The 12,897-nt window shown below is 33.3% G+C and carries 9 protein-coding genes, 2 tRNA genes and 1 rRNA gene; 3 read left to right on the top strand and 9 right to left on the bottom strand.

Annotation, left to right across the window (positions count from 1 at the left end; translation table 11 throughout):
* Positions 1-228: 228 nt before the first annotated feature.
* The 6 genes from ACM55M_RS14920 to ACM55M_RS14895 all read right to left on the bottom strand — a co-directional run bounded on the left by ACM55M_RS14920 (position 229) and on the right by ACM55M_RS14895 (position 9,940).
* Positions 229-1,554, bottom strand: coding sequence for an MFS transporter (locus ACM55M_RS14920; RefSeq protein WP_416858449.1), 1,326 nt, complete (start codon positions 1,552-1,554; stop codon positions 229-231).
* A gap of 207 nt (positions 1,555-1,761) precedes the next feature.
* Positions 1,762-2,577 carry a M48 family metallopeptidase gene (locus ACM55M_RS14915; protein WP_416858448.1) on the bottom strand — a complete coding sequence of 272 codons (816 nt, stop codon included), beginning with the start codon at positions 2,575-2,577 and terminating at the stop codon, positions 1,762-1,764.
* Positions 2,578-2,667: 90 nt separating this feature from the next.
* A complete protein-coding gene (locus ACM55M_RS14910) occupies positions 2,668-5,064 on the bottom strand; it encodes a glycoside hydrolase family 31 protein (RefSeq protein ID WP_416858447.1) in 2,397 nt (798 codons plus the stop codon).
* 199 nt (positions 5,065-5,263) lie between these two features.
* Positions 5,264-7,171, bottom strand: a complete 1,908-nt coding sequence (gene glgB / locus ACM55M_RS14905) for a 1,4-alpha-glucan branching protein GlgB (RefSeq protein ID WP_416858446.1) — start codon at positions 7,169-7,171, stop codon at positions 5,264-5,266.
* Between the two features lie 70 nt (positions 7,172-7,241).
* Complete coding sequence (locus ACM55M_RS14900; RefSeq protein ID WP_416858445.1) at positions 7,242-8,522, bottom strand: glucose-1-phosphate adenylyltransferase; 1,281 nt, start codon at positions 8,520-8,522, stop codon at positions 7,242-7,244.
* The gene (locus ACM55M_RS14895) at positions 8,519-9,940 is read right to left on the bottom strand and encodes a glycogen synthase (RefSeq protein ID WP_416858444.1); all 1,422 of its coding nucleotides are present in this window, start codon (positions 9,938-9,940) and stop codon (positions 8,519-8,521) included. Before ACM55M_RS14895 ends, ACM55M_RS14900 begins: the two co-directional genes overlap by 4 nt.
* Before the next feature lie 189 nt (positions 9,941-10,129).
* Between ACM55M_RS14895 and ACM55M_RS14890 the strand changes: the two genes are divergently transcribed.
* The 3 genes from ACM55M_RS14890 to ACM55M_RS14880 are packed head-to-tail and all read left to right on the top strand — an operon-like array spanning position 10,130 to position 12,071.
* Positions 10,130-10,996 carry an alpha/beta fold hydrolase gene (locus ACM55M_RS14890; protein WP_416858443.1) on the top strand — a complete coding sequence of 289 codons (867 nt, stop codon included), beginning with the start codon at positions 10,130-10,132 and terminating at the stop codon, positions 10,994-10,996.
* Between the two features lie 36 nt (positions 10,997-11,032).
* Complete coding sequence (msrB, locus tag ACM55M_RS14885) at positions 11,033-11,422, top strand: peptide-methionine (R)-S-oxide reductase MsrB (RefSeq protein ID WP_416858442.1); 390 nt, start codon at positions 11,033-11,035, stop codon at positions 11,420-11,422.
* 4 nt (positions 11,423-11,426) lie between these two features.
* Complete coding sequence (locus ACM55M_RS14880) at positions 11,427-12,071, top strand: endonuclease III domain-containing protein (protein WP_416858441.1); 645 nt, start codon at positions 11,427-11,429, stop codon at positions 12,069-12,071.
* A gap of 484 nt (positions 12,072-12,555) precedes the next feature.
* Here ACM55M_RS14880 and ACM55M_RS14875 read toward each other — a convergent pair.
* The 3 genes from ACM55M_RS14875 to rrf all read right to left on the bottom strand — a co-directional run bounded on the left by ACM55M_RS14875 (position 12,556) and on the right by rrf (position 12,895).
* A tRNA-Leu gene (locus ACM55M_RS14875) sits at positions 12,556-12,641 on the bottom strand.
* A 6-nt stretch (positions 12,642-12,647) separates the two neighbouring features.
* Positions 12,648-12,720: transfer RNA gene (locus ACM55M_RS14870), tRNA-Phe, on the bottom strand.
* Between the two features lie 65 nt (positions 12,721-12,785).
* Positions 12,786-12,895, bottom strand: a 5S ribosomal RNA gene (gene rrf, locus ACM55M_RS14865).
* Positions 12,896-12,897: the final 2 nt, after the last annotated feature.

The following is a 12,897-nucleotide window of genomic DNA, read 5'->3' as shown; positions in this document are numbered from 1 at the left end:
TAATTTGTCAAGCAAATATAAAGTATCATAGTAGTAATTTTAAATAAAACGATATATGAGAGGATTAATTGGCTTAACACTAAAATAGTCAATCATTATGCCAAAGTATAAGTAAAATCGATTACATCTTCTTACAAATAAAGAAAAAATAAATAAATTATAATTAATAAAATAGCTATTTTTTAAAGTGTCAAAAAATAAAAAAGGAAAGTTGTATTTTGCATTTTATTAATCTAGAGCACTGTTTTTAGGAACTCTTTTCAATAAAACAACACCCATTATAAAAAAAACACCTAAGAAAACTATCGCAAATCGAGGACTTCCGGTAATTTGGTCAATAATTCCATAAACTAACATTCCGATAACAATTCCAATTTTTTCTGAAACATCAAAAAAACTAAAAAAGGAAGCCGTATCTTCTGTTTCTGGCAATAATTTAGAATAAGTAGAACGTGATAAAGCCTGAATTCCTCCCATTACAAGTCCTACTAAACCGGCCATGATATAAAAATGTATTGGTAAAGTTATAAAATAAGCTGCTGCACATAATAAAACCCAAAAGCAATTGATTGCTATCAGCGTAGGAATATTACCGAATTTCTGGGAAGCTTTTGAGGTTAAAACCGCACCAACAATGGCTACTAACTGAATTAATAAAATACAAATAATTAAACCTGTTGTACTTTCACTTTTCGATGCCCAAGTAATTTCTTGCGCTCCAAAATAAGTGGCAATAAGCATAACGGTCTGAACAGCCATACTATAAATAAAAAAACTAACGAGATATTTTTTTAAAGCACTATTTTCTTCCAATAAATGCCATACTTTTTTTAATTCTTTAAATCCATTAAAAACTAGAGCTTTACTCACTTTTCGTTCAGTATTTCTGCTTCCTTTTGGTAAATAATAATATGTATATTGACTAAAGACAATCCACCAGATTCCTACCATTATAAAGGAATAACGCATGGCTTTCATCGCAGCTTCTCCTTTGGTTCCGCTAATTCCAAAAATATCAGGCATCATAATCATCGCTAAATTGACGATTAGTAAAATTACACTTCCTGCATAACCATAAGAATATCCTTTGGCACTGGTTTGATCTTGTTGTTCAACAAAAGCAATATCAGGCAAATAAGAATTGTAAAACACTAAACTTCCCCAAAATCCTATTAAACCTAAAAAATAAAAGAGCAAACTGATATAAATATTTTCTAAACTAAACCAATACAATCCCACACAGGATAAAGCTCCTAAATAACAAAAAAACTTCATGAACGCTTTTTTGTTACCTACATAATCGGAGATTCCTGATAACAAAGGAGAAATTAGCGCCACTACTAAAAAGGCAAATGCAGTAACAAAACTAATCAACGCAGAGTTTTTAACACTAAAGCCAAAAGCATCAATATAATGATTCCTGTCTGAGAATAAGGCTTCATAAAAAATAGGGAAAACAGCTGAAGAAATTACTAGTGGATAAACTGAATTCGCCCAATCATAAAAAGCCCAAGCGTTTAATAATTTTTTACTCCCTTTCGGTAAATCTGCCATGTTTTTTATTTTAAGCTGCGAATTTATTTATTTTTTATTTAGGATGATTCAAAAAAGTAAATAATTTAACATTAACAAATCGTCATTAACTCATAATCAAATCTATAACATTGCAGTTAAAATAAAAAAATAGGCTATTCTCGTTAGAGGAGAATAGCCTATTTAAATCTTCGTTAAAATAAATGAATATACATTAACAATACATTTTTATCTGTAAATAACTCCAACTTTAGCAGCTAATGCTTTCGCTTCCGGAATCAATGCTTTTAAATTTGCAATTCTAGTAGCATCAGATGGGTGTGTGCTCATAAATTCCGGTGGTGCTTGTCCAGCAGATTGCGCTGCCATTCTTTGCCAAAACATTACCGAATCATCTGGATTATAACCTGCAATTGCCATTAATGTAAGTCCAATTTTATCGGCTTCACTTTCATGACTTCTGCTAAATGGAAGCATTACTCCTACTTGAGAACCTAATCCATAATATTGTTGCCACATTTGTTGTCTTTCGGCACTTTGACTTCCCGTCGCAACTGCAACTCCTACAGCTCCCAATTGTTGCAATTGAGCAGCGCTCATTCTTTGTGCACCGTGATTTGCCAATGCATGAGAAACTTCATGTCCCATTACGGTAGCTAAACCCGCATCATCTTTAGTTATTGGTAATATACCTGAATAAACAACGATTTTTCCTCCTGGCATACACCAAGCATTAACTTCTTTGTTCTCTATTAACTTATATTCCCAACGATAATCATTCAAATATTGTGATTGTCCTAAGTAGGTCAAATATTTTTCTGCAGCTGCTTTAATTCGCATACCAACTGTCTCTACTCTTCTAGCATCAGCTGTTCCTGTAACAACTTTATTTTCCTTCAAAAAAGTTCCATATTGTTGAAAAGATGATGGAAACAACTCACTGTTTGAAACAAAATTCAGGCTTTTTTTCCCTGTAAGAGGATTTGTAGCACAAGAATAAAGTAATCCCACTGCAAAAATTCCTAGTAATAAGTTCTTTTTCATGATTTTATGTTTTATTTTTATACAAAAATACAACTATTTATGAATTTTTTATTTATATAATTAAATCAAAATGTATCAATTTTTTTGTTACTACCCAATTATATGCAATTCTGTAAAACCTTTATAAACAACCAAATAACCTTCATTTCCAAAAGTTTTTTCATCAAATAAAACTTTCTCATTGTCAATTTCAATTTCTTTAACTTTAAATGGCAATCCAACTAGATTTATTTTATACTTTGAATAATTGGTGTCATATTTTCCTTCTTTATGCAACTGAATGATGAGTTCTTTTTCCTTACCGATGGTTTGAAATGATAGAAAGCTGTATCTTCCTTTTTTATAATCATATCCATCTTGAGCATCCTCATAAACTACTGACTTTTCTTTCCCTTTTTTGTAATAGATATCTAATGTTAACTCGTCAAATTCCAATTCTCCAACATACTGTTGAATAGGATATTTTGGAATAACAGCACCCGCTTTTACAAAAAGTGGAATTTCATCAAATTTAGTATCCACCCAAATTTCTTTTCCTCCTTTAACTTCTTCATTTGTCCAATAATTATACCATTGTCCACGAGGAATATACATTCTTCTCCCTAAAGAATTAGGTTCTAAAATAGGGCAAACTAAAATTTGATTTCCAAAAACAAATTCGTCATTTCTATAATGTGTTTGAATATCATCTTGATCATAATATACCAATGGCTTCAACATAGGAATTCCTTCTTCAATATATTGCCAAAACATGGTGTACAAATAAGGCAATAATTGATAGCGTAAGCTGACGAACTTTCTAGTGATATCAATCACTTCTTCATCAAATGCCCAAGGTTCTTGATCGCCGTGATCCCCAGAAGAGTGGGTTCTGCAAAAAGGATGAAAAACCCCTAATTGAATCCAGCGTGCGTACAATTCTCCCGAAGGCTGCTCTGCAAACCCTCCAATATCTGATCCGGTAAAACCCATTCCTGAAATAGACATGCGTTGCACTTGAATGTTTGCAATCCATAAATGCTCCCAAGTGGCAACATTATCACCAGTCCAAGATGACGTGTATCGTTGTGCTCCTGCATATGCTGATCTTGTAATAACAAAAGGTCTTTTGGGGTACGCAAATCTTTTTACACCATGATATGTTGCTCTTGCCATTTGTGTACCGTAAATATTGTGCGCCTTTCTATGGCTGCATGGATTTCCATCATAATCATGACGCACATCCATAGGGAATGTTTTATTAGGAACCTCCATAACGGCAGGCTCGTTCATATCATTCCACACTCCTTTTACACCTATTTCTGAAATTAATTCTTTGAATAATCCTGCCCACCATTCTCTCACTGCGGGATTTGTATAATCAGGGAAATTGCATTCTCCAGGCCATACTTTTCCTTTCATATAAGGACCGTCGGCTCTTTTGCAGAAATAATCATTTTTTAAGGCCTCTTTATATATGGAGTATTCTTTGTCAATTTTTATTCCCGGATCAATGATTACAACGGTTTTAAAACCATCCTCGGCTAATTCTGCTACCATTCTTTTTGGGTCAGGAAAATATTCTTTATTCCAAGTGAAACATCGAAACCCTTCCATATAATCTATATCCAAATAGAGCGCATCACACGGGATTTTTAATTCCCTGAATTTTGCTGCTACTTCTTTTAAATTACTTTCTGGATAATAACTCCATTTACATTGATGATATCCAAGTGCCCAAAGAGGAGGCAATTCCGGTTTACCAGTCAAATCAGTAAATGTGGTTACTACATCTTGCATTTGTGGACCATAAATGAAATAATAATTCATTTCTCCTCCTTCAGCCCAGTAACTGGCTACATTTCTTCTTTCGTGGCAAAAATCAAAATAAGTTCTGAAAGTGTTGTCGAAGAAAATTCCATACGATTTCTTGTTATGTAATCCAATGTAAAACGGAACCACTTTGTATAATGGCTCTTGGTCTTTTTGAAAAGCATATTGATCTGTTGCAAAATTTTCCAGCCTTTTTCCTTTCAAATTCAATTGAGTTGCTTTGTCTCCAAGCCCATAAAAGCATTCACCATCTTTGGAAGACTTACTCATTTTTACGATATTACCGCCATATTCATAACTTTCTTCCCAGTGAAAACCCAATTCATCTTCTAAAATTAGATTATCTTCCAAATCAAAAATAGATAATCGCATATCTGTTTTTTGAATTCGACATTGTACTTTACTGGTTTTAATCTGATAATAATCTTCCACTTCAGAAACCTCAAGAAAATTATATCCATGAGAATGACTTTTGTCAATAGCATACGAAAAATCGTTACTAAAATATCCTTTTGTAGTAAATCTAAAACGGATTAAACTATCTCTTAATACAGTTACTTTCAGTATTACACTATTATCAGTATGAAAACATACAGAATCTACTTCATGTTCAAAAGCAACTATTTTAGTGGGATATAAATCCCCTTTATATTCTAATTCTGTATTTGTAATCATATCCTGTGGTATTTATTTTGCTACATCTTTACAACTCAAACTTACAAAAATACTTTGTAAACAACTCCATATCTTGGGTTTATTCACGAAAACGTTATAATTTTTCAGGCATAGTAATACCAAATCACACCACTAATTATTTCCATATTAAATGGAACTAATTAGTAATACAATTTGATACTAGAAGTAAAAATTTTATTTATGAAATTTTAAAAACAGTTACACTTAAAGGAGGCAAAAGTAATTCTGTAGAATAATCCCTTCCATCATAAGGCATCGCTTCAATTGTTAATTTTTTAGGATTAGAAAGACCACTTCCTCCATAATTTGCGGCGTCACTATTAAAAATCTCTGTTAATTTACCTTTCCTCGGTAAACCAATGCGATAATTAGGACGAACTATTTGGGTATAATTGCAAACTACAATTACATCGTCTTTTTGGTTATTTCCTTTTCGAATGAAAGACATTACTGCATTTTGATGATCTGAATAATTAATCCATTCGAAACCTTCTGGACTAAATTGTTTTTCATGCAAAGCTGGTTGTGTTTTATATAATTTATTCAAATCAGTAATCAATTTTTTGACCCCTTCATGAAACGGATATTGCAATAAATGCCAATCTAAACTTCCTTCAAAATTCCATTCACTACTTTGTCCAAATTCACTTCCCATGAACAATAATTTGGTTCCGGGATGCATGAACATATAGCCATATAACAATCTTAAATTCGCAAATTTCTGCCATTCATCGCCTGGCATTCTTCCTGCAATTGATTTTTTTCCATAAACTACCTCGTCATGGGAAAGCGGCAGCATAAAATTTTCGGAAAAAGTATAGGTCATCGAAAAAGTCAAATCGTTTTGATGGTATTTTCTATACACAGTATCTTTTTGGAAATATTCCAAAGTATCATGCATCCATCCCATCATCCATTTCATTCCAAAACCTAAACCACCAACCGATGTTGGTCTTGAAACCATAGGAAAAGAAGTACTTTCCTCGGCAATAGTTTGAACTCCTTCATAATTGAGATAAACGGCTTCATTAAATTCCTTTAAGAAACTTATGGTATCAAGATTTTCTCTGCCACCGTAAACATTAGGTTCCCATTCTCCATCATTTCTGGAATAATCCAAATATAACATCGATGCAACAGCATCAACACGCAAGGCATCGGCATGATAATGTTGTAACCAGAATAACGCATTACTAATCAAGAAGGAACGAACTTCATTTCGACCATAATTAAAAACCAGACTTTTCCAATCCGGATGATACCCTTTTCTACGGTCAGGATGTTCAAAAAGGTTTGATCCATCAAAAAAACCTAAACCATGCGCATCATCTGGAAAATGAGAAGGTACCCAGTCCAGAATTACTCCAATTCCTGCCTCGTGCAATTTATCGACCAAGACCATAAAATCTTGTGGTTTTCCAAAACGAGAAGTGGGAGCAAAATAACCAACTAATTGGTAGCCCCAAGAAGGATCGTAAGGATACTCCATTATAGGCATAAACTCCACATGAGTAAAGCCTGTTTCTTTTACATAATTTACTAAATCCTCTGCAAATTCGAGATACGTCAAAAAACGGTTCTCCTCAGCATGACGCTTCCATGAACCTAAATGTACTTCATATACTGAATAGGGTTTGTCCAAACCATTATGATTTTGACGCGTTTCCATCCAGTTATTATCGTTCCATTTATAATCTAAATCCCAAACTACTGAGGCAGTATGTGGTGGTTTTTCACAGTAAAAAGCAAAAGGATCTGCTTTTTCGGTTACAATTCCTCCGTTATTGGATTCTATTTTATATTTATAGGTTGCTCCTTTTTTAATACTTGGAATAAACCCTTCCCAAATACCTGATGAATCCCAACGTACATGCAACAAATGTTCGCCTTGTGTCCAAAAATTGAAATCACCAACAACAGATACCGAATGAGCTGTAGGAGCCCAAACGGCAAAATAAACACCTTCTACTCCATCAACTGTTATTAGATGTGCGCCTAGTTTTTCGTAGAGTCGGAAATGTTTCCCAGCTTTAAATAAATCGACATCAAAATCTGTAAAAAGGGAATGCGAGATAACTTTACTCATATAACAATTGTATAATTCTATTTTTATAAAATGAACAGAATATTATTTTAAGAAAAAACAGTTTTTAAATTTACTTTATGATATAATTATCCGGTATAACTGCTCCTTTTTTAATAACAACAATTCCGTCTTTAATAGCATATAATTCATTAGAAAAATCTTCTAAATGACTGCCTCCATTGATGTAAACATCATTACCAATTCTGCAGTTCTTGTCCACGAGAGCATTGTTTATAAAACATCTTTCTCCAATACCTATTAATTGTTTATTATTTTTGAGATCCTCATTCATATCACAAATATTCTGATAGAAATCATTACCCATTACATAACAATTTTGGATTATAGTTCCCTCACCTATTCTGGATCTAATACCAATCACGGAATGATTTATCTCTTTAGCATTCAATATACATCCTTCGGAAATTAAGGATTTGTCAACTGTTGTTTTTTGGAATTTAGATGGTGGTAATAATCTTGGTCTTGTGTAAATTTTATTATCGTTATCAAATAAATTAAATTTAGGCAAGTCTTCTGTTAATCCAATATTAGCTTCAAAAAAAGAATCTATATTACCAATGTCAGTCCAATACCCTTCATATTGGTAACTTAATATCTTTTTATGACCTACCGCTTGTGGAATAATTTCTTTACCAAAATCTTTAGTTTCTTTATTGGACATTATGTCTACCAACAATTTTTTGTTGAATATATAGATTCCCATCGAAGCCAAATAGTGTTTTCCTTCACTCTTCATTTGCTCGCTCACATCCGATTCCCAATCTGGCAACAATTCTTTTGCAGGTTTTTCAATGAAAGATTCAATACAGCTTTCGGAGTTTGTTTTTAATATTCCAAATTCAGGAGCATCTTTTGCATTTACCGGTAAGGTAGCAATCGTAATATCAGCTTCTTTTCTAATATGCTCCTCCAACATATCATTAAAATCCATTTGATACAACTGGTCTCCGGAAAGTATTAATGCATAATCAAAATCATGGTTTAAGAAATGAGGCATACATTGTCTTACTGCATCTGCAGTACCTTGAAACCAAGTAGGATTATCAGGAGTTTGTTCTGCAGCGAGAATATCAACAAAGGCATGACTAAAAATACTAAAGTTATACGTATTTTTAATGTGTGCATTTAAAGAAGCCGAGTTAAATTGCGTCAAAACAAACATTCTATAAATATCCGAATTCATACAATTTGAAATAGGAATATCCACCAATCTATATTTCCCTCCTATCGGCACAGCTGGTTTAGATCTTGTTTCTGTCAATGGGTATAATCTGGATCCTTGCCCTCCTCCTAAAATAATTGCAATAACATTTTTCTTTTTAGCTTTCATTTCTTCTTAATTATTAAATTGTACATTTCTATATATTCCTGACAGACTCTTTCCCAAGAATGATCCGTGCTCATTCCTATTTTTCTGATTTTATTTAAATGTTTCTTATCGTCATATAAATCGACTGCTCTTTGAATCGAATAACAAACATCCCCCACTGTTGCCTGATCATGACAAATTCCATTTCCATCATCTCCAAAATCAACAACCGTATCTTTTAACCCTCCTGTCCGTCGCACAATAGGAATTGTTCCATATCGCAACGAATACATTTGATTTAAGCCACATGGTTCCACTCTTGAAGGCATTAATAGAAAATCAGAGCCCGCGTAAATTAAATGTGCTAATTCTTCATTATACCCTATAAAAGTATTGTAATTACCTTTATAATCCGCCAATAAACTATTCAGTTGATTTTCAATAATTGGATTTCCAGATCCTAGAATTAAAATATTAATCTGGTTGTAATTTTCAGATAATGCAAGTGCTGCGGCATGCGGTAATAAATCTCCCCCTTTTTCTTCTAATAATCTTCCAATAAAACTAAAAAGTGGTTTTGTCGGATCTAAATTAAAGAGTTTGCATAATTTCTCTTTATTTTCTTGTTTGCCTTTTTCAAAATTTTGAATTGAATAGTTTTTCTCCAACATCGCATCTTTGGCCGGATCCCAGACTTCTATATCAATTCCGTTTAGAATTCCTCGGGATTTATACCGTACCAAATTAAATAAGGATTCCAATCCATTAGCCGAATAATTTATTTCATTTAAATAATTTGGAGAAACCGTCGTCACCGCCCAAGCACATTTAATTCCTACAGCGAGTGAATTGATACATTTATCCCATTCTAAAACATTCACATGAGCCAAATCAAACTCTGGTATGTAATGCAATTTGTCAAATCCAAACTGTCCTTGATACAAACCATTATGAATGGTAATCATAGAAGGTGTATTTCGCAGTTTTTCATATTTATGACAATACAACATCATAAAAGGAACCAAACCAGTGTGATGATCATGACAATTGATAACATCCGGAATTTCATTTCTTCCCATTATCCAATCTAAAGAGGCAATTTGAAATGATAAAAATCGTTCAATATCATCTTCATAACCATAGACATCTTTTCTGTCAAATAATTCTGCTATTTCTACTAAATACAATTCAAATCCTAGCTTATCTGTTTTTTCTTTAAGAACGCTAAAAGGAAAATTGAAACTCCCCAATTTTACATGACCCCAATGTACACATTCAAATTCATTTTCGTTTCTGAACTTTGAATCATAACAAGGGATTACAACTCTTACAAGATGCCCGGCATTATTTTGATATTTTGGTAATGCACCAACAACATCGGCTAAACCGCCAACTTTTGCTACTGGGTAACACTCTGCACTGATATGAAATATTTCCATTTATGAAATTTTGTTGTTTTTCAGTTAATTCTAATGTTATTCAGGTATTTTTTTAAACAATTCTAAATATTTATTATTTCCGTCTTTTATGTTAATCCCAATAAAAACTTTGTAAAAAATACTACTTTTATGTTTTCTAAATTTAGTAAAAAAAAATTAACATAATAACTAGCATGAAAATTTATTGAAATGACAAAAAAAACTTCTATTCATACACAATCCTTGAAAATTCCTAAGATTATCTTATTAACTAGTAAATTAATCTCTTTTATTTCGCCAAAACTAATTACATTATTTGCTGCTAAACTGTTTACTAGGCCTATAAAACATAAAATTCCAAAAAGAGAATTGGAAATGGATCGTAATAGTATCCAACAGCTAATCAACATTCCCGCATTTGATAAAGAGGTAATGGTATATAATTATGGAAAAAGTGAAAAGAAAATTTTATTAGTTCACGGTTGGTCTGGACGCGGAACACAATTATTTAAAATAGCTGACGAATTACTGAAAGCTGGATTTTCCACAATTAGTTTTGATGCACCCGCACATGGAAAATCACCTGGAAAAAATACTATTATGGTTGATTTTATTGCTGCAATTTTAGAGATTGACAAGCAATTTGGTCCTTTCGAAGCTGCAATTGGTCATTCATTAGGAGGAATGTCAGTTTTAAATGCCATAAAAAAAGGATTAAAAGTTAATCATGCCGTTGTTATCGGCAGTGGTGATGTTGTACAAGATATCATGGATGATTTTGTAGCAAAATTAAAATTGAAATCCAGTATAAGTACTCGTTTACGATTGCATTTCGAAAAGAAATATAAGGAAGATATGAATAGTTTTTCCGCTTATTTAGCTGCAAAAGAAACTACGATTCCGGTTTTAGTTATCCATGACAATAATGATCCCGAAGTTCCGGTAACAGCAGGAATACACATTCACAAATACCTAAAAAATGGAACATTATTTCTAACCGATGGATTAGGACATAGAAAAATTCTTGGTAATCCTAAAGTAATTGAAAAAACAGTTCAATTCATTCAAAACAAATAGCTGTATTACTACGTTATAAAAAAAAAAAAAAAAATCATGAAATATCCTATCGAAAAAACAGAACAAGAATGGAAAGAAGAATTAGGAGTGGAACGCTATCGAATTCTTCGTCAAAAAGGAACTGAGTACCCACACACAGGAACATATAACCTACATTACGAAAAAGGAACATATTGCTGTGGAGCCTGTGGAGAAGCATTGTTTGAAAGCAATTCCAAATTTGATGCGCATTGCGGTTGGCCTTCATTTGACGAATCCATTCTTGGCAAAGTACAATACATTTCGGATGTGACACATGGTATGAAACGTACTGAAATTCTTTGTGCTAATTGTGGCAGCCACCTCGGACACGTATTTGATGACGGACCTACAAAAACAGGACAACGGTATTGCGTAAATTCATTATCAGTAGACTTTAAAAAATAATGCTATGGACTTATTTGGAAACTCAACTGATTGGGCTAAAAAATTAGAACCAATTCTAACAAAATACAAAGGAAAAAAACATCCGTTAGACCATCATAATTTATACCAATTATTGGTAATGGTTGTTTTATCAGCTCAAGACTCTGATGCTCATATCAATAAAATTGCACCTGCCTTATTTGAAGCTTATCCTAATATGGAAAGTTTGGCCGTATCAAATCTGGATGCATTAATTCCTTACATCTCTAGTGTCAGGAATTTTGGCAATAAAGCCAAATGGTTATTGGAAATTGCTCAAACCATCCAAAAAGACAAAAACATTCCGCTCACCATGGAGGATTTAGTTGCCTTAAAAGGCATTGGACGAAAATCAGCCAATGTAATTATGCGTGAGGCAAAAATTCCTGCGCAAGGAATTATAGCTGATTTACATGTTATTCGCGTTGCACCCAGAATTGGAATAATTACCGAAACCAAAGATGGAATTAAAGCCGAAAAACAACTCATGCAACTACTCCCAAATGAAATCTGGGGCGAAATTGGAATGGCAATTTCATTCCTGGGGAGAGAAATTTGCCGTCCGACACCCAAATGCCCAGAATGTCCTATTAATTCGATATGTAAATATTATAAGGAGCATTATCAATAGTATTTGGGGTTTATCCTGAAGATGTTTCAGGGCGTGACCTTCCCGAAAAGGTCAGGTCGGGCTATCCGTTTCAAGTTCTCGTCGCATTGAGTTTGAGACTCAACGCGACTGTGGGCTTTTCACTGCTATCCCTCACGCAAAAAAGATATCTTTCTAACAGATATTTATACGAAGAATTATTTGCAACAAGCAGCCTAAACACTTATTAAACAGGTTTCTAAAAAATAAAATTCTAAATTCTGATGCTTTGAATAACCATAATTTTTCATAAAAATATCAATCCTCAATAAATACTTTCATAAAATATCACTCTATAGAGTTATAATACAAAAAATCCTTACCAAATAATGACAAGGATTCTTTAAACGAAGTCCATAAGTATGCTCTAATTTAAATTCAGATAACTTTTATAATAAAAAGAAAGTTCTTATAATAATCAAAAATAAAAAAACTTCAGCCAGCGTTAGCCAACTGAAGTTTCATGTACTCAGAGCGGGACTTGAACCCGCACGAACATTGCTGTTCACTGGATTTTAAGTCCAGCGTGTCTACCAATTTCACCATCCGAGCATTATGTGGTACCTCCAGGGATCGAACCAGGGACACATGGATTTTCAGTCCATTGCTCTACCATCTGAGCTAAGGTACCAATATACTTTCCTTATAATGAAAGTATGAATAAAAAACCCCGTTCGTTAGAACAGGGTTTTTAAAGAAAGGCGACGACATACTCTCCCACATAACTGCAGTACCATCTGCGCAGGCGGGCTTAACTACTCTGTTCGGGATGGGAAGAGGTGAGCCCCGCCGCAATAACCACCTTAAG

It is taken from the genome of Flavobacterium galactosi, assembly GCF_048158585.1.
Lineage (GTDB): Bacteria > Bacteroidota > Bacteroidia > Flavobacteriales > Flavobacteriaceae > Flavobacterium > Flavobacterium galactosi.
The sequence above is the reverse complement of the archived record's forward strand: the minus strand, read 5'-3'. Positions and strand labels throughout refer to the sequence as shown.

Excerpts from the sequence above, each read along its gene's own strand:
- ACM55M_RS14920 (WP_416858449.1), bottom strand. The coding sequence starts at position 1,554 with ATGGCAGATTTACCGAAAGGGAGTAAAAAATTATTAAACGCTTGGGCT.
- ACM55M_RS14915 (WP_416858448.1), bottom strand. The coding sequence starts at position 2,577 with ATGAAAAAGAACTTATTACTAGGAATTTTTGCAGTGGGATTACTTTAT.
- ACM55M_RS14910 (WP_416858447.1), bottom strand. The coding sequence starts at position 5,064 with ATGATTACAAATACAGAATTAGAATATAAAGGGGATTTATATCCCACT.
- glgB (WP_416858446.1), bottom strand. The coding sequence starts at position 7,171 with ATGAGTAAAGTTATCTCGCATTCCCTTTTTACAGATTTTGATGTCGAT.
- ACM55M_RS14900 (WP_416858445.1), bottom strand. The coding sequence starts at position 8,522 with ATGAAAGCTAAAAAGAAAAATGTTATTGCAATTATTTTAGGAGGAGGG.
- ACM55M_RS14895 (WP_416858444.1), bottom strand. The coding sequence starts at position 9,940 with ATGGAAATATTTCATATCAGTGCAGAGTGTTACCCAGTAGCAAAAGTT.
- ACM55M_RS14890 (WP_416858443.1), top strand. The coding sequence starts at position 10,130 with ATGACAAAAAAAACTTCTATTCATACACAATCCTTGAAAATTCCTAAG.
- msrB (WP_416858442.1), top strand. The coding sequence starts at position 11,033 with ATGAAATATCCTATCGAAAAAACAGAACAAGAATGGAAAGAAGAATTA.
- ACM55M_RS14880 (WP_416858441.1), top strand. The coding sequence starts at position 11,427 with ATGGACTTATTTGGAAACTCAACTGATTGGGCTAAAAAATTAGAACCA.